The organism is Aeromonas sp. SER (assembly GCF_038739615.1).
Classification (GTDB): domain Bacteria; phylum Pseudomonadota; class Gammaproteobacteria; order Enterobacterales; family Aeromonadaceae; genus Aeromonas; species Aeromonas jandaei.
In genome coordinates, this window is record NZ_JBCGFC010000005.1 from 129710 (window position 1) to 156382 (window position 26673).

The 26673-nt window shown below is 61.5% G+C and carries 25 protein-coding genes; 5 read left to right on the forward strand and 20 right to left on the reverse strand.

The features are described from left to right. Positions 1-1200: a sodium/glutamate symporter gene (gene gltS / locus AAHA41_RS09640; RefSeq protein ID WP_042029850.1), complete on the reverse strand. Its 1200-nt coding sequence runs from the start codon at positions 1198-1200 to the stop codon at positions 1-3. A gap of 441 nt (positions 1201-1641) precedes the next feature. Here gltS and ansA point away from each other — a divergent pair, with 441 nt between their 5' ends. Next, positions 1642-2649, forward strand: a complete 1008-nt coding sequence (gene ansA / locus AAHA41_RS09645; protein ID WP_005354141.1) for an asparaginase — start codon at positions 1642-1644, stop codon at positions 2647-2649. A 235-nt stretch (positions 2650-2884) separates the two neighbouring features. On the opposite strand, the gene AAHA41_RS09650 is transcribed toward ansA, so the two are convergent. Further along, positions 2885-3178 (reverse strand): DUF1315 family protein, encoded by a 294-nt coding sequence (locus AAHA41_RS09650; protein ID WP_011707127.1) that lies wholly within the window; start codon positions 3176-3178, stop codon positions 2885-2887. 63 nt (positions 3179-3241) lie between these two features. Then, positions 3242-4675: a glyceraldehyde-3-phosphate dehydrogenase gene (locus AAHA41_RS09655; RefSeq protein ID WP_323070286.1), complete on the reverse strand. Its 1434-nt coding sequence runs from the start codon at positions 4673-4675 to the stop codon at positions 3242-3244. A 211-nt stretch (positions 4676-4886) separates the two neighbouring features. On the opposite strand from AAHA41_RS09655, the gene AAHA41_RS09660 reads away from it, so the two are divergent. Next, a complete protein-coding gene (locus AAHA41_RS09660) occupies positions 4887-5687 on the forward strand; it encodes a DUF2989 domain-containing protein (RefSeq protein WP_323070285.1) in 801 nt (266 codons plus the stop codon). Between the two features lie 7 nt (positions 5688-5694). Then, complete coding sequence (locus AAHA41_RS09665) at positions 5695-6255, forward strand: NUDIX domain-containing protein (RefSeq protein ID WP_182927999.1); 561 nt, start codon at positions 5695-5697, stop codon at positions 6253-6255. Between the two features lie 393 nt (positions 6256-6648). Here AAHA41_RS09665 and lipA read toward each other — a convergent pair whose 3' ends face one another. From lipA to leuS, 14 genes are all read right to left on the reverse strand, one after another. Then, positions 6649-7614 (reverse strand): lipoyl synthase, encoded by a 966-nt coding sequence (lipA, locus tag AAHA41_RS09670; RefSeq protein WP_041209955.1) that lies wholly within the window; start codon positions 7612-7614, stop codon positions 6649-6651. Beyond that, a complete protein-coding gene (gene lipB, locus AAHA41_RS09675; protein WP_323070284.1) occupies positions 7611-8288 on the reverse strand; it encodes a lipoyl(octanoyl) transferase LipB in 678 nt (225 codons plus the stop codon). Before lipB ends, lipA begins: the two co-directional genes overlap by 4 nt. Positions 8289-8351: 63 nt before the next feature. Beyond that, positions 8352-8615 (reverse strand): DUF493 family protein YbeD, encoded by a 264-nt coding sequence (ybeD, locus tag AAHA41_RS09680; RefSeq protein ID WP_005348100.1) that lies wholly within the window; start codon positions 8613-8615, stop codon positions 8352-8354. Between the two features lie 282 nt (positions 8616-8897). Then, complete coding sequence (locus AAHA41_RS09685; RefSeq protein ID WP_033112718.1) at positions 8898-10094, reverse strand: D-alanyl-D-alanine carboxypeptidase family protein; 1197 nt, start codon at positions 10092-10094, stop codon at positions 8898-8900. A gap of 187 nt (positions 10095-10281) precedes the next feature. Next, positions 10282-11253: a septal ring lytic transglycosylase RlpA family protein gene (locus tag AAHA41_RS09690; RefSeq protein ID WP_323070283.1), complete on the reverse strand. Its 972-nt coding sequence runs from the start codon at positions 11251-11253 to the stop codon at positions 10282-10284. Then, positions 11192-12193, reverse strand: coding sequence for a lytic murein transglycosylase B (gene mltB / locus AAHA41_RS09695; protein WP_323070282.1), 1002 nt, complete (start codon positions 12191-12193; stop codon positions 11192-11194). Before mltB ends, AAHA41_RS09690 begins: the two co-directional genes overlap by 62 nt. Continuing rightward, positions 12193-13296, reverse strand: a complete 1104-nt coding sequence (gene rodA, locus AAHA41_RS09700) for a rod shape-determining protein RodA (protein ID WP_041209958.1) — start codon at positions 13294-13296, stop codon at positions 12193-12195. The genes mltB and rodA overlap by 1 nt, the downstream gene beginning before the upstream one ends. Further along, positions 13289-15211 (reverse strand): penicillin-binding protein 2, encoded by a 1923-nt coding sequence (gene mrdA / locus AAHA41_RS09705; RefSeq protein WP_041209959.1) that lies wholly within the window; start codon positions 15209-15211, stop codon positions 13289-13291. The genes rodA and mrdA overlap by 8 nt, the downstream gene beginning before the upstream one ends. 99 nt (positions 15212-15310) lie before the next feature. Beyond that, a complete protein-coding gene (gene rlmH, locus AAHA41_RS09710; RefSeq protein WP_005335166.1) occupies positions 15311-15778 on the reverse strand; it encodes a 23S rRNA (pseudouridine(1915)-N(3))-methyltransferase RlmH in 468 nt (155 codons plus the stop codon). Positions 15779-15799: 21 nt separating this feature from the next. Continuing rightward, the gene (gene rsfS / locus AAHA41_RS09715) at positions 15800-16141 is read right to left on the reverse strand and encodes a ribosome silencing factor (RefSeq protein WP_033112713.1); all 342 of its coding nucleotides are present in this window, start codon (positions 16139-16141) and stop codon (positions 15800-15802) included. A gap of 97 nt (positions 16142-16238) precedes the next feature. Next, positions 16239-16889 (reverse strand): nicotinate-nucleotide adenylyltransferase, encoded by a 651-nt coding sequence (nadD, locus tag AAHA41_RS09720; protein ID WP_323070281.1) that lies wholly within the window; start codon positions 16887-16889, stop codon positions 16239-16241. Beyond that, on the reverse strand, positions 16883-17932 hold the full coding sequence (holA, locus tag AAHA41_RS09725) for a DNA polymerase III subunit delta (protein WP_323070280.1): 1050 nt from the start codon (positions 17930-17932) through the stop codon (positions 16883-16885). The genes nadD and holA overlap by 7 nt, the downstream gene beginning before the upstream one ends. Further along, a complete protein-coding gene (gene lptE / locus AAHA41_RS09730; protein WP_071913004.1) occupies positions 17932-18414 on the reverse strand; it encodes an LPS assembly lipoprotein LptE in 483 nt (160 codons plus the stop codon). Before lptE ends, holA begins: the two co-directional genes overlap by 1 nt. A gap of 97 nt (positions 18415-18511) precedes the next feature. After that, a complete protein-coding gene (leuS, locus tag AAHA41_RS09735) occupies positions 18512-21088 on the reverse strand; it encodes a leucine--tRNA ligase (RefSeq protein ID WP_323070279.1) in 2577 nt (858 codons plus the stop codon). 145 nt (positions 21089-21233) lie between these two features. Between leuS and AAHA41_RS09740 the strand changes: the two genes are divergently transcribed. Both AAHA41_RS09740 and AAHA41_RS09745 read left to right on the forward strand, forming a co-directional pair. Beyond that, positions 21234-21722, forward strand: a complete 489-nt coding sequence (locus tag AAHA41_RS09740) for a zinc ribbon-containing protein (RefSeq protein WP_041209964.1) — start codon at positions 21234-21236, stop codon at positions 21720-21722. A gap of 156 nt (positions 21723-21878) precedes the next feature. Further along, positions 21879-23000, forward strand: a complete 1122-nt coding sequence (locus AAHA41_RS09745; RefSeq protein ID WP_323070278.1) for an AAA family ATPase — start codon at positions 21879-21881, stop codon at positions 22998-23000. 83 nt (positions 23001-23083) lie between these two features. On the opposite strand, the gene AAHA41_RS09750 is transcribed toward AAHA41_RS09745, so the two are convergent. The 3 genes from AAHA41_RS09750 to fldB form a co-directional block, all read right to left on the reverse strand. Then, positions 23084-24424 carry a TldD/PmbA family protein gene (locus AAHA41_RS09750; RefSeq protein WP_323070277.1) on the reverse strand — a complete coding sequence of 447 codons (1341 nt, stop codon included), beginning with the start codon at positions 24422-24424 and terminating at the stop codon, positions 23084-23086. Continuing rightward, positions 24424-25824 carry a TldD/PmbA family protein gene (locus AAHA41_RS09755; RefSeq protein ID WP_216994678.1) on the reverse strand — a complete coding sequence of 467 codons (1401 nt, stop codon included), beginning with the start codon at positions 25822-25824 and terminating at the stop codon, positions 24424-24426. Before AAHA41_RS09755 ends, AAHA41_RS09750 begins: the two co-directional genes overlap by 1 nt. A gap of 243 nt (positions 25825-26067) precedes the next feature. Then, a complete protein-coding gene (gene fldB / locus AAHA41_RS09760) occupies positions 26068-26586 on the reverse strand; it encodes a flavodoxin FldB (RefSeq protein ID WP_033112705.1) in 519 nt (172 codons plus the stop codon). Between the last annotated feature and the right edge of the window lie 87 nt (positions 26587-26673).

The following is a 26673-nucleotide window of genomic DNA, read 5'->3' on the forward strand; positions in this document are numbered from 1 at the left end:
TTAGAGGAATGGCATCGCCATAAACAGCTTGATCACCATGGCGTTGATGATGTCGATAAAGAAGGCGCCCACCATGGGCACCACCAGAAACGCCAGGTGGGAGGGGCCGAATCGCTGGGTGATGGCCTGCATGTTGGCAATCGCGGTCGGGGTGGCACCCAGACCAAAGCCGCAGTGACCCGCCGCCAGCACGGCTGCATCGTAATTTTTGCCCATGACCCGGAAGGTGACGAAGATGGCGTAGAGCGCCATCGCCACGGTCTGGGCGGCCAGCAGGATGAAGATGGGCAGCGCCAGACTGGCCAGATCCCACAGTTTCAGGCTCATCAGTGCCATCGCCAGGAACAATGACAGGCTGACGTTGCCCAGCAGCGATACTTCGCGATCGCTTACTTCATGCCAGTTGAAGAGAGTGAGCAGGTTGCGCAGCAGTACGCCGACAAACAGCACGCAGACGAAGATGGGCAGCTCCAGCGCACTCCCCTTGAGGTAGGCGGAAAGCAGCTCGCCCCCTTTCAGGCTGATGGCGATGAGGGCCAGCGTCTCGATCAGGCTGAAGGTGGTCAGCGGGCGCTCCATATCGGGCATCTCGAAGCCTTGCGGCGCGTCGTCGCGGTTGTGCTCCTCACCGGGCACTTCCACTTTTTTGACCAGATAGCGGGCTACCGGGCCACCGATCAGACCACCCAGCACCAGACCAAAGGTAGCGCAGGCGATGGCCAGCTCGGCGGCGGACTGCACCCCGTACTTCTCGGAGAAGGTGGCACTCCAGGCCGCGCCGGTACCGTGACCGCCGGAGAGGGTGATGGAGCCGGCCAGCAGCCCCATGTGGGGATCAAGGCCCAGCATGGTGGCCAGCGTGACCCCCAGACTGTTCTGCACCAGCAGCAGGCCGGTGACCACCATCAGGAAGGTGACCACCGCCTTGCCGCCGCGTTTCAGGCTGGCGAGATCGGCAGAGAGACCGATGGAGGCGAAAAATGCCAGCATCAGCGGGGTTTGCAGGCTGGTATCGAATTGCAGCTCCAGCTGCATGGTGGAGCGCAGCAGCAGCAGGATCAGGGCAACGACCAGACCACCTGCGACCGGTTTAGGGATGTTGAAGGTGCGCAGCAGTCCGACACGGGTGACCAGCATGCGGCCAAGCAGCAGTACCAGGGTGGCAGCGACCAGGGTTGCGTAGGAATCAAGTTGTAACATTCAGTACTCCCATGTTGATTGGCTGTGCCTTCGGGGTGAAGACTCACAGATTCAGCCGGGATAAAAACAGTGTGGCTTATGTGCCAGCAAAGAAGGGGAAACATCTCCCCGCCCCAGCAAATATGGGGCTTGTGCGGGCCTGAAATGCTCAGGCATCCAGATGAGATTTTAGTAAAATCCGGCGGATTGTAGCAAAAAGCATCGTTTAATTCCATCTTTGTCGTATTAATGCTCGTTTTAGTGTCTTATTGTGAAATTTAACACCATTGAGGTATGGCAACTAAACGCCGAAAAGGCGCAGAGAACGGCTGTCATTTGAGGCGTCAGTCTCTATAATTCGCCGGTTTCCAGCCCGCGGCGGAAACGGACGGGATCCGAGCAGTTGGTTCGCCCCGCATGGTTTATCATTCGCGGGTTTTCGGCCCACAGAGAGGAGAGGGTGTGAAGAAGTCCATCTACATCGCCTACACAGGCGGCACCATAGGGATGCAGCGTTCCGACCACGGTTATGTACCGATGGCGGGCTTTATGGAAGACTGTCTGGCGCGGATGCCCGAGTTCCATCGTCCCGAGATGCCGGATTACCATATCCACGAATATGCCCCTCTCATCGACTCCTCCGACATGACCCCGGCGGATTGGCAGCGCATCGCCGAGGATATTCGCGACAACTACGACAAGTACGACGGTTTCGTCATTTTGCACGGCACCGACACCATGTCGTTCACCGCCTCGGCGCTCTCCTTCATGCTGGAGGATCTGCACAAACCGGTCATCATCACCGGCTCCCAGATCCCGCTCGCCGAGCTGCGCTCCGACGGTCAGCAAAACTTGCTCAACGCCCTCTATATCGCGGCCAACTACCCGATCCACGAGGTGACGCTGTTCTTCAACAATCAGCTCTATCGCGGCAACCGCAGCAAGAAGGTGCACGCCGATGGCTTCCACGCTTTCGATTCGCCCAACTATCCGCCGCTGCTCAATGCCGGGATCGCCATTTCGCTGGAAGCGGGCGAGCTGGGCGTACCCTCCGAGCGGCCGCTGGTGCTGCACGACATCACCCCCCAGCCCATCGGCGTGGTGACCCTCTATCCGGGTATCTCCAGCGAGGTGATCGCCAACATCCTGCAACAGCCGGTGAAGGCGCTGATCCTTCTCTCGTTCGGGGTCGGCAATGCGCCGCAGAACCCGGCCATGCTGGCGCTGCTCTCCGAGGCATCAGCCCGCGGCGTTATCATCGTCAACCTGAGCCAGTGCCTGCACGGCAAGGTCAATATGGGGGGTTATGCCACCGGCAACGCCCTGTCGCGGGCCGGGGTGATCTCGGGCTTTGACATGACCGCCGAAGCGGCGCTCACCAAGCTCCACTTCCTGCTGAGTCAGGACTTGCCATCCCACCGGATTCGCGAGTTGATGCAGCAGTCGCTGCGTGGGGAGCTGACACCCTGAGAAACTGTCCGCGACCTTACTGCAAAGCCGTGATCAAGGCTCATGTGCTGCTCGGAATCCTCACGTATATCTATACGCTCCGGTTCCTGCGCTGCTCTTCACCTTGCTGACGTCTTCTCGCTACAGGTCGTGAACAGCTTCTGACCTCCCCACCATGGGGAGAGTGGAAAAAGAGGGGAGCCATTATGGCTCCCCTCTTTGCTGTGGCCGCCGCGAGCGGCCTGCCGGGTCAGGCTCAGTGGTTGAGGTCGACCCGCACTATCTCTTCCTCGTCGCGATACTGACGCTTGAGCTCGCTCTTGCTCTTCATCACGATCTCGCCGTCGCGGCCGATGTTCATGTGCTCCGGGTTGTCGAGGTGCATCGCCTGCCAGGCCATCACGGCTTGCAGCGATGTGGCTTTCTGCTCGTCGGTCAGGGGCTTGCCATCGGGCCACTTGCCCAGCTCGACTGCGGTCTTGAGCCGCTCGTACACCTCTGCGGGCATCTGCCTGATTGCTTGCAAAAACTCACCCTGTTGAAACGACATCCGGCCTTCTCCTTGAACTATTGAGCCATAAACTCCGGGGTCAGCCCGGCAGATCCTGGCGGGCTATGCAGGTAGATCCTGGCGGACTACGCCAGCCATCTGCTCCATCACCCGCACTACCTGACAACTGTACCCGAACTCGTTGTCATACCATACGTAGAGCACGCAGTGATCCCCCTCGGCGATGGTCGCCTGGGAGTCGACGATGCCCGCATAACGGGAACCCACCATGTCGGAGGAGACCAGCTCGGTGCTGGCGCTGAAGTCGATCTGGCGATGCAGGGCCGAGCTTAGCGCCATCTGCTGCAGATAGGCGTTGAGGCTCTCCCGATCGGTGGCCTGCTCCAGCGACAGATTGATGATGGCCAGCGAGACGTTGGGGGTCGGCACCCGGATGGCGTTGCCGGTCAGCTTGCCCTTGAGTTCCGGCAGCGCCTTGGCCACCGCCTTGGCGGCGCCGGTGCTGGTCATCACCATGTTGAGGGCGGCGCTGCGACCGCGGCGCTCGCCTTTGTGATAGTTGTCGATGAGGTTCTGATCGTTGGTGTAGGAGTGGACCGTCTCCACGTGGCCGTGGCGGATGCCGTACCGCTCCTGCATCACCTTGAGCACCGGGGTGATGGCGTTGGTGGTGCAGGAGGCGGCGGAGATGATCCTGTCATCCGGGCCTATCACCTCATGGTTGACCCCGAACACCACGTTCTTCATCTCCCCCTTGCCGGGAGCGGTCAGCAGCACCTTGCCGGCACCGCGCGCTTTCAGGTGCTCGGAGAGACCCGCCTCATCGCGCCAGACCCCGGTGTTGTCGACGATCAGCGCATCGTGAATGCCGTAGGCGGTGTAGTCGATGTCGGCCGGGCTGTTGGCGTAGATCACCTGAATGAAGGTGCCGTTGGCGATAATGGCGCTGCGCTCCAGATCCACCTCGATGGAGCCGTTGAAGGGGCCGTGCACCGAGTCGCGGCGCAGCAGGCTGGCGCGTTTCTCCAGATCTCCGTCGCGACCGCCACGCACCACGATGGCGCGCAGGCGCAGCGGATTGGCGGCGCCGGTGCGCTCGATGAGCAGGCGGGCCAGCAGGCGGCCGATGCGGCCAAAGCCGTAGAGCACCACGTCGGTCGGCTGCGGCATCTGGCTGCGGCCAAGGGCCGGTGCCAGTCGCGCTTGCAGATAGTCCTCGATCCCCGCCTCATCCTGATGATCCTGCCAGTAACCGACCGCCAGCTTGCCAAGGTCTACCTCGGCGGCGGTGGGTTTGAGGGCAACGATGGCCTGGAGCAGGGGGAAGCTTTGCTGGATGGGGAGTGGAGCGCCCTGGTGGCGGCGAACGACCCGGTGGGCCTTGAGGATATCGATGGTGGAGGCGTTTTGCAGCGGGCGGCCGTAGAGGGTGATCTCGACCCCTTGTTGTCGGTAGAGGCGACCAATCAAGGGCTGCATGGCTTCGGCGAGCTCCTGGCTCTCCTGCCACGTTTGCAGATAGTGCTCGTGGGTCATTGACCAGATCCTTTATTTCACGTTGTTGGTGCAAATAGAAAATTCGTCGAATGCAGATCAGTGTAGGGGTGTCGATTTCGTTATAGTATTCTGCAATCGCGGCCTTATACGGCGCGCGCATTGTAATGGATATGTAACCGGTTTGCTAGCCGAAGGTGGCCACATAAGACTCCAGTTGTTGCCAGTCACTGTTATCAACCAGATGTGAGCCATGATCCCCACAGCCCTGCGACAACCTCTCTTTATCCTCTCGGCCGGCCTTGCCGTCGCCGGTTGCGATAACGATCGGCTCCACACCATCTGCGGCAATCACCCCGAGCTCTGTCAGGATCTGGTGGACGACGGCTGGTGCCGCTACGAGCGCACCGATGTCATCCGCAGCCGCTTCTATCTGCAAGAGGAGCAGGGCGATCGCCGCAGCTACGAGCTGATGCGCAGTCTGGAGCGTTACATCAAGTGCGCCGAGCACTCCACCAACATCGAGTACAAGCGGGCCCGCGAGCAGAAGAGCCCGCGGGTGGAGGGAATGCTGGCCGCCGGCGATCAGCTGGCCCGGCTCGATGCGGCGACCCGCAACTCGCAGGATCCCTACCTGCTGCTCTGGCACTGGACCAACAACAGTAACGAGCGGGCTCGCCAGCAGTTTCTGGCGCAGGAGGGGAGCAAGGGGCTGGAAGAGCCCGACCTGCAGCTGGTGCTGGCCGGTATCTATGCCAAGAGCGAGCCGGACAAGGCCATTGCCATCCTGCACCACGGCCTCTCCCTCTATCGCGAGGGGGAACAGGTCAACAGCCGTCTGCTCACCTCCCTCAGCACCCTCTACATGGGCCAGAAGCAGTATGAGCAGGCCTATCTGTGGGGCAAGGTGAGCGAAGCCTTCCCGAACAACCCCGAGGTCTCCGCCAAGCGTTTTGGCCTCTACTACAGCCTGAGCAAACCCCGTCAGGATGCCCTCGATGCCCAGGCGGCCGAGATCGTCCGGCAACTGCAAGGCGGCAGCTACCGACCCTGAGGAGATAATGAGCAACCCATCCGGGGCCAGTGTCTGGCCCGAGCCCTTCGACCTCTCGTTTGTGCATGGCGAGATAACCACCGATGGCCGCACTCTGGAGCGCCTCACGGTGCGCGCCGTGGTGCTGCGCGGCGACGAGCTGCTGCTGGTTCACTCGCGGGTCAACGGCGATCTGATGTTCCCCGGTGGCGGCATCGAGGCGGGGGAGAGCCACCATGTGGCGCTGGCCCGCGAGCTGCTGGAGGAGTGCGGCGCCGAGCTGCTGGACGTTGGCGCCCTGCTTGGCGAGACCCGCGAGTATCGTGCCGCCCGCGAGCTGGGGTTCGATGCCTACTGCATCCGCTCGCTCTACTATCTGTGCCGGATTGGCGAGCAGCTGGTAGCGCCGCAGCCGCAGCCCTACGAGATCCGGCTTGGCTTTGTGCCGGGCTGGTTTGCGATCGACGAGGCGCTGCAGACCAACAAGACCCAGCTGGCGGGGCCATGCCCCCAGTGGACGGCGCGGGAAACCCGGGTGCTGGCCCAGTTGCAGCGCTGGCATCAGCAGGGGCGCTTCGAGGAGGAGTGACCATCAGGAGTGACAAGGGGGGCGCTACGCCTCTCTTGGTCGTCTATATCGGGGGTGGTATCGCGCCTCGCCTGCTCGTGTAGCAGACGGCTTCATGGCTCAGATTGTTGCAAATAAATCGGTTGGAATTTTCTGTCTGTTGCACTGGCGAGACAATCTTGCCTTGTCAGTGCACCCGGCTTGCCAGCCATGATGGCCAGAAAGCAGTGCCCGATCTGCCGTCATACCAGTTAAACAGATGCTTGCGGGGGGCGTCGGCAGCCTGATAGCAGCATCAGCCCGTCCAGAGATGAGCCATAAAAAGAGCTGAGCCATAAAAAAGAGCGCCTCGGGGCGCTCTTTTTGTTGCTGCTGGCGCAAGGAGGGGGTGTTTGACCCCTCTTTGCTGCGAGGTTATTTAACCTCTTCGCCCTTGGCTTGCAGATCCGCGTGGTAGGAGGAGCGCACGAAGGGGCCGCAGGCAGCGTGGGTAAAGCCCAGCTCCATGGCGACATCTTTCAGCTCGTCGAACTCTGCGGGCGGCACGTAGCGCTTCACCGGCAGGTGGTGGCGGCTTGGCTGCAGATACTGGCCCAGAGTCAGCATGTTGACGCCGTGGGCGCGCAGATCTTTAAGCACCTCGACGATCTCTTCGTTGGTCTCGCCAAGGCCCATCATCAGACCGGACTTGGTCGGTACGTGGGGGTGCATCTCCTTGATGCGACGCAGCAGCTCCAGCGACCACTTGTAGTCGGCACCCGGGCGGGCAACGCGATACATGCGCGGGGCGGTTTCCAGGTTGTGGTTGAACACATCCGGCGGGGTCTCGCGGAACACCTCAAGGGCCTGCTCCATCCGGCCGCGGAAGTCCGGGGTCAGGATCTCGATGCGGGTCTGCGGGCTGTGCTCGCGGATCTCGCGGATGCAGTCGGCGAAGTGCTGGGCACCGCCGTCGCGCAGATCGTCGCGGTCCACCGAGGTGATCACCACGTACTTGAGGTTCATCTCCTTGATGGTCAGCGCCAGCTTCTTCGGCTCTTCCGGATCGAGGGGGAGTGGACGGCCGTGGGCCACGTCGCAGAAGGGGCAGCGACGGGTGCAGATGGCGCCCATGATCATGAAGGTGGCGGTGCCATGGTTGAAGCACTCCGCCAGATTGGGGCAGGAGGCCTCTTCACATACCGAGTGCAGCTTGTTCTTGCGCAGGGTGCTCTTGATGTGCTCGATCTTCTGGCTGGAGGGAGGCAGCTTGATCCGCATCCAGTCCGGCTTGCGAAGAAGTTCCTCGTTGGGATCCGGCATGAATTTCACCGGGATCAGGGCCATCTTGTCGCCATCGCGCAGCTTGACGCCCGGCTCCATACGAACGGGTTTGCTCATGATTCACTCTCGGTGTTTGTTATTGTTTGATAGCCAATCAGGCGGGCCAGCTCGGCCACCAGAATGGATTGCGCCTCGGCCACGCTTTGCGGGCCGCCCAGGGCGCTGGTCTGGGTCATGGCCATGCCCGCATAGCCGCACGGATTGATGTGCAGGAAGGGGGTCATGTCCATGTTGATGTTGAGGGCCAGCCCGTGGAACGAGCACCCCTTGCGGATGCGCAGGCCGAGCGAGGCCAATTTGGCCTCCATGCCGAGGTCGTTTTTCACATAGACCCCGGGAGCATCAGCCTTGGCGTAGGCGGTGATATCGCTTTTGGCCAGGGTGTTGATGATGGCCGTCTCCAGCGCAGTCACCAGCTCGCGCACCGAAAACTTGCAGCGGCGTACATCCACCAGAACGTAGAGCACCAGCTGGCCCGGGCCGTGATAGGTCACCTGACCGCCGCGATCGCTCTGCACCACCGGGATATTGCCGGGGTTGAGCAGGTGTTCGGCCTTGCCGGCCTGACCCTGGGTGTAGACGGGGTCGTGCTCGACCACCCAGAACTCGTCCGGGGTGTCGCCGGTGCGGTTGTCGGTGAAGGCTTTCATGGCGTCCCATACCGGCTGGTAGGGGCGGCGACCCAGATGTCTGACGATAAGCGTGTTCTGGGCGGGGATCCCGGATGACATGGCTTCCTCACGGCGGCTCAATGGCCAAAAACAGTCGCCCCGCAGAACGGGGCGAGAGAGACATTACAGTACGTACTTCACCAGCTCGATCTTGCCAAGGGCGGTGTACATCGCTTCGATGTGCTCCTTGCTCTGGGCAGTCACGGTCACGCGAACCGAGTGGTAGTTGCCCTTGGAGCTGGGCTGGACGGTCGGGCTGTAGGTGCCGGGGGCGTGCTGCTGCAGCACTTCAACCACCATGTCCGGCAGCGCCGGGTCGGCAATGCCGAGTACCTTGAACGGGAATTTGCAGGGAAACTCCAGCAGTTCGTCAAACTTGGTATTCATTTACTCACCTTTGGGTGTCTTCATGGCGTCGTCACGGGATGACGCACTCTTGTTTGGCGCTTGGCCGATGGCCCGCGAGGGCCGCCATCTCAAGTCTATATGGGCATGGCCCGTGCCGGGATCAAGGCCCGGATCGTCAGACATGAGTGGGGGTGGTGCTTTTTACCACAAATCGGCATGGGGCGGAACCTGCAGTTTACAGGGTTATTCACTGGCTAGAGCCACCAGAAACAGCAGCGGCGCCTGTTGGCGCCGCTGTATGGTGAGGATTGTGCGTCCCGATTACTTGAACCAGCTGGAGACCAGCATCACCAGGTAGTCCCACAGACGGCTCATCAGGCCACCCTCTTGCACATCTTCCAGGGCAACCAGCGGAACCTGCTTGATCTCCTTGTCACCCTGTTTCAGGAACACGGTACCGACGCGCTGACCCTTGGCCAGCGGCGCTTTCAGTTCGCTCTCAAGCTGGAAGTCTGCTTTGAGGTTGTTGCCCTGACCGCGGGTGACCAGCACGGAGATATCCTTGTCGACGCCCAGTTTCACTTCCGGCTTGTCACCCATCCAGATCTTCTGGGTGACCAGTACGGTGCCCGCCTTGTAGGGGGTCAGGCTCTGGAAGAAACGGAAGCCGTAGGTGAGCAGCTTCTTGCTCTCGGCGGCGCGGGAGGCTTCGCTGTTGGCACCCAGCACCACGGCGATCAGGCGCATGCCTTCGTTGTTGGTGGCGGAGGAGACCAGGTTGTAGCCGACCTGGCTGACGTGGCCGGTCTTGATGCCGTCAACTTGCAGGGACTGATCCCACAGCAGACGGTTGCGGTTGTGCTGGGTGATGCCGTTGAAGACGAAAGACTTCTGGGAGTAGATCTTGTACTCCTCCGGCAGGTCGCGGATCAGCGCCTGACCCAGACGGGCCATGTCGTGAGCGGTACTGTAGTGACCTTCCGCATCCAGACCGTGCGGGTTCATGAAGTGGCTGTCTTTCATGCCGAGCTTGGCGGCCCAGCTGTTCATCAGGCTGGCAAAGGAGTCGGTGCTGCCGGCCAGGAATTCGGCCATGGCGACGCAGGCGTCGTTGCCGGACTGGATGATGATGCCCTTGTTCAGGTCATCGACGGAGACCTGCTTGCCCACCTCGATAAACATCTTGGAGGAGTCGGAGTAGTTCTTGGACCAGGCGTTCTGGCTGATGGTCACCATGTCGGTGCGCTTGATGTTCCCCTTCAGCAGCTCCTGGCCGATGATGTAGGAGGTCATCATCTTGGTCAGACTGGCGGGCGGCAGGCGCTCTTCGGCGTTCTGCTCGGCCAGCACCTGACCGGAGTAGTAGTCGATCAGAATATGGGCCTTGGCGGAGATCTCGGGTGCGGCGGGAACAACAACCGGGTTGCTGTTCGGAGTAGGAGCCGGCATCGGGGTATTGGCCTGAGCGGTGGCGCTGATCAGTGAGGCCAGAAGAACTGAACGGGCAAATTTGGACATCTTGAAATTCCTGCGATCCAGATGGGGATAAAATGCGGGCCTAACTATACCAGATGCGCCCGCAGGTTATAGCCCGACATGGCGATCAGAACTGGTTTTTTATCCATCACTTAACGCCAGCACGCCATAAAACGACGTGATGGCGGTAAGTAAGCGGTTAGTCACACCCGCAGCAAAAGGGTAATGATCAGGGAACGATAAAGGCCTGTTCGAGGCCACCCTGACGCACTTTTTCCAATGTTGCGGCTTGCTGGTCGGCCGCAACAGGGCCAATCAGCACCCGGAAAATGGCGCCATGGCTATCGATCCGGTAGGGGAGGCCATAACGCTGGGTCATCACCTTGCCCATCGCCTCGGCCCGCTGCTGGGAGCCGCTGGCCAGTACCTGGATCATCTTGCCGTCACCGCTGCTGGCAGGGGCTGCCGCCTTGGCCGGTGCCGCTTTGGCTGGTTGGGCTGCGGGTGCCTTGACGGGCGCCGCTTCTGCGGCCGGCGCAGCCATGGCGAGCTCGGTCGGTTGACCGATGAAGCCATCCTGTGACATCGCCTGAGGTGCAGCGGCGGCAGCCGGGGCGGTCGGCGTCATCTCGATGGGCTTCATCGGCTCCATGATCACCATCTGATCCGGGGTGTCGTTGATGAGTTCGAGCCGCACCCGCGCCTCGCCCCCCTCGATCATTTCGAGTTGTTTGGCGGCGGCGGGGGAGAGGTCGATGAGACGACTGCTGTCAAACGGGCCGCGATCGTTGACTCGCACTATGGTCTCCAGCCCGTTGTCCAGATTGGTGACCCGCACGTAGCTTGGCAGCGGCAGGTTGCGGTGGGCGGCGCTGAACAGCTTGCTGTCCTGCACGTCGCCATTGGCGGTCTTCTGGCCATCGAGGGAGGGGGAGAGCCAGCTGGCTGTGCCCTCTTCGCTGTAGTGCTTGATATCGCGCCACACCTCGAATTTCTCCTGACCGCGCCAGTAGTCCCGGTTGCCGCTGGTGCTCAGGGGTTCGGGACGCGGAATGGCGCCGGTGGCTTGCGGGATCTCGATAACGGGCGGTTTGCTGGCGGGCGGCAGATCGACCGGGGCGGACTGTTCCGGCTGGCTGCTACTGCAGGCGGCCAGCAACAAGCTCAGGCTGAGCGGGAGGAGTTTGTGACGAAGATGCATACGCTTCCTGAATGGCTTGGCTAAGTTGATACACCGCCATCGCGTAGAGCGGGCTGCGATTGTAGCGGGTGATCACATAAAAGTTATGCCGTGCGACCCAGTATTCCGGTCCATCGGCTTGATCAAATGCCAGTAACTTGACCGGCGTCTGCGGGGCCAGCGGCGTGGCGAGCTCAATCCCTGCCGCCGCCAGTTCTGACCACTGTTGTGTCAGCTCGGGCTCTCGCCTGAGCAGGGGATCAACCGCCATCAGCCCGATCTGGGCCGGCTCGACCACCGCTTCACCCCAGCGCCACTGGTGGCTGGCGAAGTAGTTGGCCACGCTGCCGATGGCATCGGCCGGATTGGCGAAGAGATCCCGTTTGCCATCGCCGTCAAAATCGACGGCGTAGTGGCGATAGCTGGAGGGCATGAACTGCCCCATCCCCATGGCCCCGGCATAGGAGCCCTTGAGGGTATCGAGTTGCCACCCCTCCTCTTTGGCCAGCAACACCAGCTGGGCAAACTCCTTGGCAAAGAAATCGCTGCGCTCGGGGTAGTGAAACCCCAGGGTGTAGAGGCTGTCCAGCACCGGATGACGGCCCATCTGGCGACCGTAGAAGGTCTCGATGCCGATGATGGCCACGATAAGCGAGGCCGGTACCCGATAGGTCTGCTCGGCTCGCGCCAGCGTGGCGGCATGCTGCTGCCAGAACTGCAGGCCATCCCGGATGCGATCCGGGGTGACGAACAGCGGCCGGTAGCGGTGCCAGGGCTTGGCCTCCCATGGCCGGCTGATGGTGTCGAGCACCTCCTGCCTTAGTCGGGCGCTGGCCACAGCCGCCTGCAACTCGGCCAGCGGCACTTGCTGCTGTTCGGCGAGCAGGGCAAGCCTGTCCGGTGCCACAGCGGCGGTTGCCATTGAGGCAAACAGGGCAAGGGAGAATCCAACCCGTCTCATCAGGCAAGCAGTCTTCTATGAGTCTGGATGGACATCAGGATACCGAATCCGGCCATCAGGGTCACCATGGAGGTGCCGCCATAGCTCACCAGCGGCAGGGGCACCCCTACCACCGGCAGGATGCCGCTAACCATGCCCATGTTGACGAACACATAGACGAAGAAGGTGAGGGTGATGGCGCCACCCAGCAGCCGTTCAAAGCTGTTCTGGGCCTGCATCGAGATAAACAGGCAGCGGCTGATGACGTAGAGATAGAGCACCAGCAGCAGCGCTACCCCCACCAGACCGAACTCCTCGCTGAATACCGCGAAGATAAAGTCGGTGTGGCGTTCGGGCAGAAACTCGAGCTGGGACTGGGTTCCCTGCAGCCACCCCTTGCCAAAGACACCGCCGGAGCCGATGGCAATCTTGGACTGGATGATGTGATAGCCGCGGCCGAGCGGATCTTTCTCCGGATCGATCAACATCATGACCCGCTGGCGCTGATAGTCGTGCATCAGGAAGAACCAGAGCACCGGCATAAAGGCCGCGATCAGCAGCACCGCCAGTCCGATCAGCCACCAGCTGAGCCCCGCCAGAAAGATGACGAAGAAGCCGGAGGCCGCTACCAGAATGGAGGTGCCAAGGTCGGGCTGGGCGGCAATCAACAGGGTCGGCAGCAGCACCATGATGAGGGCTATCACCACGTGGCTGAGTTTGGGGGGGAGCGAGTGACGGCTGAGCCAGGCTGCGACCATGATGGGCATGGAGAGCTTCATCACCTCGGAGGGCTGGAACTTCATAAAGCCCAAGTCGAGCCAGCGCTGGGCACCCTTGCCGATATGGCCGAACACGTCCACCGCGATGAGCAGCAGCACTACCCCGACAAACAGCGGCACCGACCAGCGGGCATAAAGGGAGGGCGGCAGCTGGGCCATACCGATCATCAGGGCGAAGGCGAGTCCGCCGCGCACCAGCTGGCGCACGATGGAGTCCATATCCTGGCCGGAGGCGGAGTAGAGCACCACCATCGAGAGGGCGATGACGGCCAGCAACCCCAACAGCAGGGGCAGGTCGATGTGCAGCTTGTACCAGATACTCTGCTGGCGGGCTGAATTACTCATTGGTAGCAACCTCACTCGGTTTGGACGGCTTTTCCGGTGCCGGTGGCAGTTGGGGTTCGGGTGGCAGCAGGAAGGCATCCATCATCTGGCGTGCGATGGGGGATGCTGCACGGCCACCACCACCACCAATGGAGTTCTCCAGCACCAGCGCAACGACCGCCTTGGGGGCTTCAAAGGGGGCGTAAGCGACGAATAGCGCATTGTCGCGATGCTCCGCCTTGACGGTTTTGATGTTGTAGACCTGGTTCTCTTTCAGACCGACCACCTGAGCGGTGCCCGACTTGCCACCCGAGGAGTAGGGGGCCTTGGCAAACGACAGGCGACCACTGCCTTCGCTGCCATGGTTGACGCGCCACATCCCCTCTTGCGCCACTTTCCAGAAGCTGTCGTTCTTGAGCTTGAGGGCGATGTTGGGGTTGACCGGGGCATCGACCACGCCCGCCTGCGAGGCGGTGCTCTTGAGCAGGTGCGGGGTGACGTCGTGACCGTTCTGGGTCAGGATGCTGATCGCCTTGGCCAGCTGCAGCGGGGTGGCGCTCCAGTACCCCTGACCGATACCGATGGAGATGGTGTCACCCTGATACCAGGGCTGGCGCCAGCGAGCCATCTTCCAGTCCCGCGACGGCATCACCCCCTTGCTCTCCTCATAGAGGTCGACACCGGTGTACTGACCGAAGCCGAATTTGGTCATGTAGCTGTGGATCTTGTCGATGCCGACCCGGTAGGCGAGATCGTAGAAGTAGGTGTCGGCCGATACCTCGATGGCGCGATAGACATCGAGCCAGCCATGACCCCAGCGGCGCCAGTCGCGGAACTTCTTGGTGGTACCGGGAATGGAGAAGCTGGGGCCGCCGAAGTAGCGATAGCCGGGGGTGATGGCCCCTTCGTTGAGACCCATGATGGACATCATGGGTTTGACGGTGGAGGCGGGGGCATAGATGCCCTGGGTGGTGCGGTTGACCAGCGGCCGCGCCGGATCGTTGAGCAGCGCCGAGTAGTTGGGGCCCGAGATGCCGGTCACGAACAGGTTGGGGTCGTAGCTCGGGCTCGACTCCATGGCCAGAATGGCGCCGGTCTTGGGATCCATCATCACGATGGCACCGCGCTGGCCGGCCAGCAATTGCTGGGCCTTGAGCTGCAGCCGCACATCGATGTTGAGGTAGATATCCTTGCCGGGAACCGGGGGCTGGAACTTGAGGGTGCGGACAATCCGGCCGCGGTTGTTGACCTCGACCTCCTGATAGCCCGCCACGCCGTGCAGCTCATCCTCGTAATACTTCTCCACCCCCTGCTTGCCGATATCCTTGGTGGCGGCGTAGTTGGCGAGCTTGTCTTCCTTGTCGAGGCGCTCCACGTCGCGGGTGTTGATCTTGGCCACGTAGCCCAGCGCATGGGTGAGGGTGTCGCCAAACGGGTAGTAGCGCTTGAGGTAAGCCTCGATGCTGGCACCCGGGTAGTTGTGCTGGTTGACCGAAAAGAGCGCCACCTGATACTCGGTCAGCTTCTCGTAGAGGGCGACCGGCTTGAAGCGGCGCTGGCGCTTCACTTCAGCCAGAAACTTCTCTTTTGTTCCCTCCGGCAGACCCAGCAGGGCGACTAGCTCATCGGCGGTTTTGGCCAGATCCGGCGTCTCTTCGGGGACAATCTCCAGACTGTAGACGGGGCGGTTTTCCGCCAGCAGCACGCCGTTGGTGTCATAGATGAGGCCGCGCGGCGGCGCCACCGGCACCACCCGGATGCGGTTGGAGTTGGAGCGGGTCTGGTAGGTGTCGTAGGACTCTACCTGCAGGTAATAGAGATTGCCCAGCAGCACCAGCATCAGCACGACGATGCCGATGTAGGCTACCAGAGTGCGCCGGAAGAACAGATTGCCCTCGGCACTGTGATCGCGCATCTCGATGCGTTGTTTCAGCATGCCTTTACCTCAGAACCATTGGGGCAATAACAGCAGGAGCGGCATTGTTCACTCTCTGTGATTCGCATGTGTGTCGGGGAGGGTGAGCCACATCCTGGTTCACTCCCTGTGATACGGGTGATTGGTGGTAATGCTCCAGGCACGGTAGAGGCTCTCGGCGACCAGTACCCGCACCAGCGGGTGGGGCAGGGTCAGCGGCGAGAGCGACCAGCTCTGCTCGGCGGCCGCCTTGCACTCCGGCGACAAGCCTTCCGGCCCGCCTACCAGCAGGGCGACATCGCGGCCATCGAGCTTCCACGCCTCCAGCTGGGTAGCCAGCTGCTCCGTGGTCCATGGCTTGCCCGGAATGTCGAGGGTGACGATGCGCGAGCGCCCCGCGGCAGCCAGCATGGCCTCCCCCTCTTTTTGCAGAATGCGGGGAATATCGGCATTTTTGCCCCGTTTGCCGGCGCCAATCTCCACCAGCTCGAACGGCATGTCTTTCGGGAAGCGGCGGCGATACTCTTCAAAGCCATGCTCTACCCAGGCGGGCATCTTGGTGCCCACCGCGATCAACTGAATCTTCATGTCGGTACTTTGCTGCTCTCGTTATTGCGTGTTCACTTGAGCGGCACCGCCCCACAGTTTTTCCAGCTGGTAGAAGTCACGATGTTCATCCTGCATCACATGCACGATCACCGATCCCATATCTACCAGTACCCACTCTCCGCTCAGCTCGCCTTCCACGCTCAGCAGGTCGAGCCCGGCATGACGGGCTTCACTGGCCAGATGGTTGGCGATGGCGCAGACGTGACGGTTGGAGTTGCCGGAGCAGACGATCATGGTGTCAGTGATGCTGGATTTGCCGCGTACATCGAGGGTGATGATATCGCGGCCTTTCATGTCATCAATCTTGTCGATGATAAAGGCGTGAAGTTCTTGGCCTTGCAATGAGTATCTCCTGTATTCCGGCGCCTGACAGCGTGAGGGCGGCGGATTATATCATGGTCACTCCCGTTTCCTACCGGAACGGGACAGCTGGGGAGTCTTACCGGCAGATGGCGCGGTAGAGCCCCTGTTGATCAATATAGTGCGCAACCGGCTCGGGCAAGAGGTAGCGGGGATCTTCTCCCGCCGCCAGCAGCTCGCGCAGCCGGGTAGCAGACAATTCAATGGGTTGGTTGCTGGCCAACCAGATATGGCCTGCCCGTTGCCGGTGCAGTGTGGCTACCTCTTTGACCTGATGACGGGCCAGCAGTTCAGCTAGTTCGGCCGGATAATCGGGTTGCCAGCCGGGGCGGGTGCTCACCACCAGATGGGCATAGTCGAGCAGCTCCCGCCAGCGGTGCCAGCCGGGCAGGCCAAGCAGCGAGTCCATCCCCATCAAGAAGCAGAGCGGCGTATCTGGCAGCTCCTGACGCAGCTCAATCAGGGTATCGATGGTGTAGGAGGGCTTGTCGCGCCAAAGCTCCCGGTCATCCACCACGAAGTGGCGGTTCTCTGCCGCCGCCAGCCTGACCATGGCCAGACGCTGCTCGCTGGAGCAGTGTGGGTTGGCGCGGTGGGGCGGTATATGGTTCGGGATCAGCCGCACTTCGGCCAGACCAATGGCATCGCGCGCCTCGATGGCGGGGCGCAGATGGCCGATATGGATAGGGTCGAACGTGCCCCCCAGCAGGCCAATGGGCGCCTTTAGCATGGCGTACTCTCCATCGCCATCGCCATCGCCATCGGCAGGGGCGTACCATCGCGAAAGCCGAGGGCTATGGTCTGCAGCATCAGCCAGGCCTGCTCGGTATCAAAGCGGCGCTGGGCGTCATCCAGTTGTGCCATCAGCTGCCACAGCTGCTGCAGCTTGGCGAAGGGAAGCCGGGTCAGCGCCTGTTGAATGAGCTGCTGGCGGCTCTGCCAGATGCGCAGGCGACTGAAGTGCTCCCCCAGTGGCTGGCCGTTGCGCATCGCCAGCGACAGCTCGGTCAGCTGCTCCAGCTCGCGGCAGAGGGTCCATGCCAGCATCCCCGGCTCGGTGCCTTCGGCCCGAAGTGCCGCCAGAATGCGCTGGGCCCGGTTCACTTTTCCCTCCAGCAGGGTATCGACCAGCTGGAACGGGGTGAAGTGGGCGTGGCGGATGATGGTCTCCTGCAGATAGGTGACGCTGATGGGTTGTGGCGGCGAGAGCAGGGTCAGCTTCTCGATCTCCTGACTGGCGGCCAGCAGGTTACCCTCGTAGGAGTGGCACATGAAGTTGATGGCATCGGGCAGCGCCTTGAGGCCAAAGCGCTGGAAGCGGGCGCTCATCCAGCGTGGAAAGAACTTGGGCTCCGGGTGGTTGACCGGCACATAGGTGCCGATCTGGTAGAGCTTGTCGAACCAGGCTGCCTTCATCTGGGTCTGGTTGAGACGACCGCCGCTCAGTACCAGCAGCAGGTCGGGGTGGAGCTGCTTGCCAATGTCGCTGATACGGGCAGCGAGATCCTTGTCGACCTTGGCGGGCAGTTCCAGTTCAATGATTTGGCGGGCAGAAAAAAGGCTCATTGCCTGACAGGCGTCGTAGACCTGATTCCAGTCCAGCCCCTGTTCCACCACGAAGGTGTGGCGTTCATCGAATCCCTGTTTGCGGGCGACCTGACGGATGGCGTCGATGGCTTCCAGTCGCAGCAGGGGTTCGTCACCAAAAACGAGATAGCAGGGCCGAAGCCCTGCTTTGAGGTGGTCACCAAACTGTTCCGGGTAGATCCGCATCAGAAGCTGACCTGACTCAACTGCCGGATCACCTGGTTGGCCGCCTGCTCCTGCATCTCGCGGTTGAGCTGCTCCTGCTCACGAGAGGAGGCGAGCGCTGCATCCGGCTTGTTGAGGAAGCTGCGGTTGAAGTTGATGGGGAAAACCTGAGTCGGCTTGCCCGGCACCGAGACGGTGAACTGGGTGCTGAATCCCAGCACATACTCGGTGTCGACACCCTGTGCGTTGACCGAGGCGACCTGACTGCTGGCACCGATGCCGCCCAGGGTCAGTACCGGGATCCCCTCCTTGTCGGCCAGGGTAACCCCTGACGCCTTGAGGCGGGTGGTGACCATCCGGTAGAAGTCGCTCTTGTTGTCGCCCACGACCTTCATGGTCTTCAGCTCGGCCGGAATGCCGGTGCCACGCATGTGAAAACCGCAGCCTTGCAGCAGCAGGGCTGCCAGCACGATGGCCATCCAGCGGGTGAAGATGGTGCCCATAGAAAATCCTCTTTGCATTAAGGGAAAGCGGCGGGCGCAGGGCCCGCCGTTATCATCCGTTTGCTGTTACAGATTGGCAACGCTCGTTGGCGATCAATCAGTTGGCGACAATGTTGAGCAGCTTGCCCGGTACATAGATCACCTTGCGCACAGTCAGACCGTCGGTGAACTTCTGCACGGAGGCATCGGCCATGGCCAGCTTCTCGACATCAGCTTGGCTGATTTCGGCCGGAACGGTCAGCTTGCCGCGCATCTTGCCGTTGATCTGCACCACTACCAGCTTCTCGGTCTCGACCATGGCCGCTTCATCGGCCACCGGCCATGCAGCGTGATCCACGTCGTCGCCCTTGCCCAGCATCTTCCACAGCTCGAAGCCGATGTGCGGGGTGATGGGGTAGAGCATGACCACCACAGCTTCCAGCGCTTCCTGCATCAGAGCGCGGTCCTGCTCGTCGTTGCCGAGTTTGGAGAGATTGTTCATCAGCTCCATGATGGCGGCAATGGCGGTGTTGAAGGTCTGACGGCGACCCACGTCGTCGCTCACCTTGGCGATGGTCTTGTGCAGTTCGCGGCGTACCGCTTTCTGCTCGTTGGAGAGGGCAGCCAGATCCAGCGCAGCAACGGCGCCACCAGAGACGTGCTCGAAGGTGGTACGCCACAGGCGACGCAGGAAGCGCTGGGCACCCTCTACGCCGGAGTCGGACCACTCCAGGGTCATCTCGGCCGGAGAGGCGAACATCATGAACAGACGGACGGTATCGGCGCCGTAACGCTCGACCATCAGCTGCGGGTCGATGCCGTTGTTCTTGGACTTGGACATCTTGGTCATGCCGGAGTGGATGACTTCGCGGCCCTCGTTATCGATGGCCTTGGTGATGCGACCCTTCTCGTCACGCTCTACCTTGACGTCGGTCGGGCTGACCCAGACGTTGCCGCCCTTCTCGTCTTTGTAGTAGAAGGCGTCGGCCAGCACCATGCCCTGACAGAGCAGACGCTTGAACGGCTCGTCGCTGTTCACCAGACCTGCGTCACGCAGCAGCTTGTGGAAGAAGCGGGCGTAGAGCAGGTGCATACAGGCGTGCTCAATGCCGCCGATGTACTGATCCACCGGCAGCCAGTGGTTGGCCGCCGCCGGGTCCAGCATGCCCTTGTCGTAGTCCGGAGAGCAGTAGCGCGCGTAGTACCAGGAGGACTCCATAAAGGTGTCGAAGGTATCGGTTTCGCGGAATGCTTCCTGACCGTTGTAGGTGGTCTTGGCCCACTCGGCATCGGCCTTGATCGGGCTCTGGATACCATCCATCACCACATCTTCCGGCAGCAGTACCGGCAGCTGGTTTTCCGGCGTCGGCACTACTGTGCCGTCAGCCAGAGTCAGCATCGGGATAGGGGCACCCCAGTAGCGCTGACGGGAGACACCCCAGTCGCGCAGACGGAAGTTGACGGTGCGCTTGCCCTTGCCCAGTGTTTCCAGCTTGTTGGCGATGGCATCAAAGGCGCCCTGGAAGTCGAGACCGTCAAACTCGCCGGAGTTGAACAGCACGCCCTTCTCGGTGTAAGCGGCTTCGCTCACGTCGACGTCACCATCAACCGGCTTGATGACCGCCTTGATGTCGAGGCCATATTTGGTGGCGAATTCGAAGTCACGTTGATCGTGGGCCGGAACCGCCATCACGGCGCCGGTGCCATAGTTCATCAGCACGAAGTTGGCGACCCAGACCGGTACCTTGCGGCCATCCAGCGGGTGGATGGCGTAGAGGCCGGTGGCCATGCCCTTCTTCTCCATGGTGGCCAGTTCGGCTTCGGCTACCTTGGTGTTCTTGCACTCTTCGATAAAGGCTGCCAGTTCCGGATTGTTTTCGGCGGCCTGCAGGGCCAGCGGGTGGCCAGCGGCGATACCGACATAGGTGACGCCCATGAAGGTGTCCGGACGGGTGGTGTAGACCTCCAGCTGATCAGCCTGACCCTCGATGGCGAAGCTGATGTTGACCCCTTCGGAGCGGCCAATCCAGTTGCGCTGCATGGTCTTGACCATCTCCGGCCAGCCTTCGAGGTTGTCGATATCGTTCAGCAGCTCTTCGGCGTAGTCGGTGATCTTGATGAACCACTGGGGGATCTCTTTCTGCTCCACCGGGGTGTCACAGCGCCAGCAGCAGTTGTCCACTACCTGCTCGTTGGCCAGTACGGTCATGTCGTTCGGGCACCAGTTGACGGAGGAGGTCTTCTTGTAGACCAGACCCTTCTCGTAGAGCTTGGTGAAGAACCACTGCTCCCAGCGGTAGTAGTCCGGCTTGCAGGTGGCGACTTCACGATCCCAGTCATAACCCAGACCCAGCATCTTCAGCTGGTTCTTCATGTATTCGATGTTTTCGTAGGTCCAGGGCGCCGGCGCCGTGTTGTTCTTGATGGCGGCGTTTTCCGCCGGCAGACCGAAGGCATCCCAACCGATGGGTTGCAGCACGTTCTTGCCATTGAGGCGTTGATAACGGGAGATCACATCACCTATGGTGTAGTTGCGAACGTGCCCCATGTGTAGACGACCAGACGGATAGGGGAACATGGAGAGGCAGTAGAACTTCTCTTTGTCTACTTTCTCCACGGCCTTGAAGGTTTTCTTGGCATCCCAGTGCTTCTGCACTGCTGGTTCGATTGATTGGGGAACGTATTGCTCTTGCATTGGTGACATCCGGATCTGTGAAATGAATAGATAAATCAGCTGGGAAATCGCAATAGAATACCCATATCCTGCGGCGGCAACAACCGCCAGCATCCGTCAAGTCTGAAGCCGGGCCAGAAAGGGATTTAGCAGAGGAGTAACAGCCATGGACAAACGTCAAAAAGGGTATGAAACCTTCATTGCCGAACTGCAAAAGCAGTGGCAAGAGACAGAGCAGTTCCAGGGGGAGCGCCTCAACCGGATGATTGCCCGCGTTCAGGCCTATCTGGAAGCGGCCAGTGACCTCACTCAGGACGAGCTGGCGCTGATCGCCGAGTATGTGAAGCGGGATCTGGGCAACTATGACGAGGGGCGCAAGGATGAGCAGGTGGAGGAGTCTGCCTTTATGCTGGCGCTCAAAGATACTGCCTGGTCCTGGCTGGCGGATGTGACCGACCGCGCCCAGGTGGAGTGGCGCGAGCTGGCTGACGAGCTGGAGCACAAGGGTGTTTACGAAGCGGGCGATTGGGTGGGGCTGGGGGTCATGGTGTGCGACCAGTGTGGTTGGCGCCATACCGTGCTCCATCCCGAGCAGTTAGATACCTGCCCCGAATGCGGCTGCGCCGAGTATCACCGCGAACCGCTCTCGCCCTGAGCCCGTCGTTTTAGTAAGGCAGCTTGCAAGAGGCACCTTCGGGTGCCTCTTCTCATGTGGCTGGGGGCTGCTTTCCCGAGCGGATCACAGTAGCCTTGTGGCCCGGCGGGGTTGGCTCGCCTTCAGGGCGTTTATCAGGTGCAAGGAGTCATCCCCATGTTGAGCGAGATCTGGATCCGGGGCTATCGGTCGGTGCGCAAGCTATCCATGCCCCTTGGCAGGATCAATCTGGTGCAGGGGGCAAATGGCTGCGGCAAGAGCAATCTCTACAACGCCATTCATCTGTTGGCGAGCGCAGCCAGCGGAGAGCTGGCGCGAGCCATCTGCGCCGAAGGGGGCATCAGCCAGACCATGTGGGCAGGAGGCCTGCGCCCTGGCGATCGGGCCGATGCCCCCAAACGCATTATTCTCGGGATGCAGGCAGATCTGTTCGGTTATGAGCTGCAGATAGGTTTGCCCCCACCGCCAGTCAGCCCCTATTTCGCCTTCGATCCCGAGATCAAGCAGGAGGAGGCGTGGCTGGGGGAGCGCCGCTCCCCCTCCAACCGGTTGCTGATGCGGCGCAATCAGGCGGTCAAGGTGCTCGGCATCGACGGCGACAAGGTGGACTATGCCCCCGGCATGCTGCCCCACGAGTCGGTCTTTGGCCATCTGGCCGAGCCGGAGCGCTATCCAGAACTCGCCAGATTGCGCCACTTGCTGAATCAGTGGCGATTTTATCACCACTTCGATATCGCTCCCGGCTCCCCCCTGCGCAGTCCGCAACCGGCGATCCGCACTCCGGTGCTGAGTCATGACGGGCGGGATCTGGCTGCGGCCTTTGCCACCATCGTCGAAATTGGCGATGCCCGATTGCTGCACGATATTCTCGCCCGTGCTTTCCCCGACGCCCGCTTCCACGTGGGGAACAGCGAAGCGGGGCTCGAGATGATGATGACGCGGGAGGGGTTGCGTCGTCCGCTGCGGGCGCGCGAGTTATCCGATGGTACCTTGCGCCTGCTCTGCCTGACGGTGGCCCTGCTCAGCCCGCGCCCGGCACCGCTGGTGGTACTGAACGAGCCGGAGAGTAGCCTGCATCCCGATATGCTGCCCGCACTAGGCCGGCTGATTGGCGAAGCGTCGCGCCACTCCCAGCTCTGGGTGACTACCCATAGCCCGGTGCTGGCACAGGCGATCGAAGCCCATGCGCCGTGTCGCCACATCCCTTTGCAGATGATTAACGGGGAGACCTGCCTGCATGATCCTGCTCGTCGCGAGTGGCGATTTGACGAGGATTAAAGGGTCTGAAATTGCGGGGCAAGAGATGAAAAAACGGCGCCCCGGGCCATGCGTTGACCCGGGGCGCCGTTAGTCAGGCAGGATTATTTGCCAGCGACGGAGAGTCCGCCAAAACGGATAAGCGGGGCGTAGAAGCCCTTGCCATCGTTGTGGTGCAGGACATCCCCGACCGCTTCCAGCTCACCCAGCAGGCGGTAGAAGTTGCCCGCCACCGTGATGCCGCGTACCGGCTGCAGGCGCACTCCGTCGCGACAGAGGAATCCCGATGCGCCAAAGGAGAAGTCGCCGCTCACCGCATCGGCCCCCGAGTGCAGACCGTCCAGCTTGACCAGCTCCAGGTAGTCGCCGCTCTGCACCTCTGTTTCGCTGTGGGGGCCGGCCCCAAACACCAGATGGCGAGCGGTCACATCGAGGGAGCTGCGGGCGCCGCGGGCGGCCGAGCCGTTGCTGGCCACACCAAAGTGACGGGCGGTAGCGCTGTTGTGGAGCAGGGTTTTCAGCTCACCGTCGCCAATCAGCAGCAGATCCGAGGTGGCCGCCCCCTCGCCATCAAACGTCTTGATGTTCATGCCGCCCGGCATATAGACCCGGCTCTCCAGAGTGAGCCAGCGCGAGGCGACGCTCTGCCCCACCTTCTCCCGCCAGGGGTTGATCCCCTGCTGGGCCCACTTGCCCGACAGCACCCCCTGAAAGCAGCCAAACAGGCTGGCGAAGCAGTTGGTACTGAAGATGACGCTGTAACGACCGCTTGGTACCGCCTCGCCCGGCAGCAGGTCGCTGGCGACGGCATAGATCTGCGCGATGAGCCGCTGGCTATCCAGCTCGTCGAAGCGACGGCCATACTGCCCCTGCGAGTGCATCGACTGGCGGCCATCCCGTTCGACCAGCGCCGAGGTGTAGCAGCCAACGCTGAACTCGCCGTGCTGGCAGAGAGTGCCCTGACTGTTGGCGAGCCAGAGCTGGCTCTCCCCTTCGAAGAAGCTGTTGTAGGGGGCGCCGCTCACATCGGGCATGGCCAGCATGTCTGACTCCAGGCGCAGGGCCAGGGCGATCTTCTCCTCAACCGGCGTAGTATCGGGCTGGTTGATCTCGGCGCAATCTGTGGTGATCCGGCTATTGGTCACCGAGATGCGCTGATCCGGATCCACCTTGGCAAAGCGGCTGGCATCGAGCGCATCTTGCAGCATGGCATCGAGCGCCGCCTCATCGAGCGCTTCCGAGTAGGCGATGCCGACCCGGCCCTCTTTTATCAGGCGAATGCCAAGCTGCTGACTGCTGGTCACCTTGTATTCGCCGAGCTCGCCCTTGTCGGCCTTGAGGGAGAAGGCTCTCTCCTGATTGGCGATGATGTCCGCTTCGGCGTTGAGATCGGCCACCTTGTCCAGCAGGCGGGTGAGCAGTTGGTTCATGTCGATGGTGCTCATCAGGCGTTCCCTCCCACCAGAATATTGTCCACTTTCAGCGCCGGCTGGCCCACCGAGGTGGGGACCGAGCCCGAGACCGAGCCGCACATGCCGGCGGCCAGCGCCAGATTGCTGCCCACCATGGAAATCTCTTTCAACACCTGCGGGCCGGTACCGATCAGGGTGGCCGACTTGAGCGGTCTGGTGATTTTGCCGTGCTCGATGAGGTAGGCCTCCTGCACGTTGAAGTTGAATTCACCGGTGCCGGGCTGTACCGAGCCGCCCCCCATCTTTTTGGCGTAGATGCCGTGCTCCACCGTGGCCAGCATGTCGTCGAGGCTGTGGTTGCCCGGTTCGATATAGGTGTTGCGCATGCGCGAGGTGGGGGCGTACTTGTAGGATTCACGCCGACCCGAGCCGGTACGGGCATAACCGGTTTTGAGGGCGCCCATTCTGTCCACCAGAAAACCGGTCAGCACGCCGTCCTTGATGAGCTGGGTATGCTGGGCTGCCATCCCCTCGTCATCGACGTTGATGGAGCCCCAGACGTTGCCTTGCAGCCCTTCGTCCACCGCATTGACTACCGGATTGGCGATGAGTTGGCCCATCTTGTCGTGGAATACCGACGCTTTCTTGGCCACCGAGGTGGTCTCCAGCAGATGGCCGCACGCCTCGTGGAAGATAACGCCGCCAAAGCCGTTCTCCATGATGACCGGCAGGGTACCGCTCGGGCAGGGGGCTGCCCCCAGTTTCACCAGTGCCTGACGGGTGGCGGTGAGCGCCAGCTCGCGCGGATCGATGCGTTCGGCATGCTCCCACCCCATCAGGGCGCCCGGTGCCTCATAGCCGACGCTCTGCTCGCTCCCTTCGCGGGCGATGGTCTGGGCCATGATGCGGTTGTAGTGGCGGCGATCGGCCACCTGCAGCCCTTCGCTGTTGAAGATCTCCACCTCCTGCTCCCAGCCCAGCACGTTGCCGGAGAACTGGCTCACCTTGTCGCTCTCGGCGCGGGCCACCGCATCCATGGCGTGCAGATAGGCGATCTTCTGCTCCAGCAGCTTGTCGGCCGACAGCGGCAGGGCGACCGGGTTGCGATCGGTCAAGCGGGTAAAATCGAAGGCGGTGGCGGTCACCACCGGGTCGCGGCGGTCTTTGGCTGCCAGCAGGGTGACGATACGCAGCAGCTCATCGCGGCTGGCCAGATTGGTGTAGCCGTAGAGCACCTTGTGGCCATAGCAGAGGCGCACGCCGATGCCGAAATCGAGGCCACCGCTGATGTTCTCTATCTGGCTGGAGAGCAGGCTGAGCTGGCTGCGGCGCTTGCGCTCGACAAACAGCTCGGCGAAATCGGCCCCGAGTGCCAGTGCGTGATCGAGCACGTCGCGGGCGATGGCGGGGGCCAACAGGGAGAGTGGCGTCATAGGATCTCCTTTTCTGGGCGGGTCTCAGCCTTCGCGACCCGGATTCGAGCGTGATGGTGTAGCTGCCCCATTGTTGCAGAGCGTTACTCAAATGTCGCTATGGCGTCAGCGGATGATACCGATTGAAAAAATCGATGCGATAACTGCGACCGCATTGGCGGCAAAGGGGGATTTAAGAGAGCGGAGAGAAGGGGGAGGAAGCCGGCATCCGCACAGGCTGGGATGCCGGACAGGCAGCTCGGGTCAGAGCAGCTCGTGAATTTCAGTCAGGATCTGGTCGACCCACTGCTCGATGCGGGAGTCGGTCTGGTCATACTGGTTGGCATCGTCGAGGGCCAGGCCGACGAAGTGGCGGCCATCATCGATCAGCGCCTTGGAGGCATCGAACTCGTAGCCTTCGTTGGGCCAGTAACCCACCAGCTTGACCCCTCTGGGCACCAGCTGATCGTGCAGCATGCCGAGGGCATCCTGGAACCATTCGCCATAACCCAGCTGGTCGCCGAGGCCAAACAGGGCGACGATACGCCCCTCCAGATGGAGGTCGCCAATATCTTCCCAGCGGGACTCCCAATCCTCCTGCAGCTCGCCGAAATCCCAGGTGGAGATGCCGAGGATCAACACCTCGTAATCCTCCATCAGGCGCAGGGAGACATCCTTGATGTTGTGGATATCCACCAGCTCGGGGCCGATAAGGGCGCGGATCTTCTCGGCAGCCATCTCGGTGTAGCAGGTGGTAGAACCGTAAAACAGACCAATCTTCATCGCTCTTTATCTCTTTTGGCGCTTTCTCGCTTGCTCGTGTGGGCTGCACCTGTTGGCAACACGATGGGCAACATAAGGGGAGGGCGC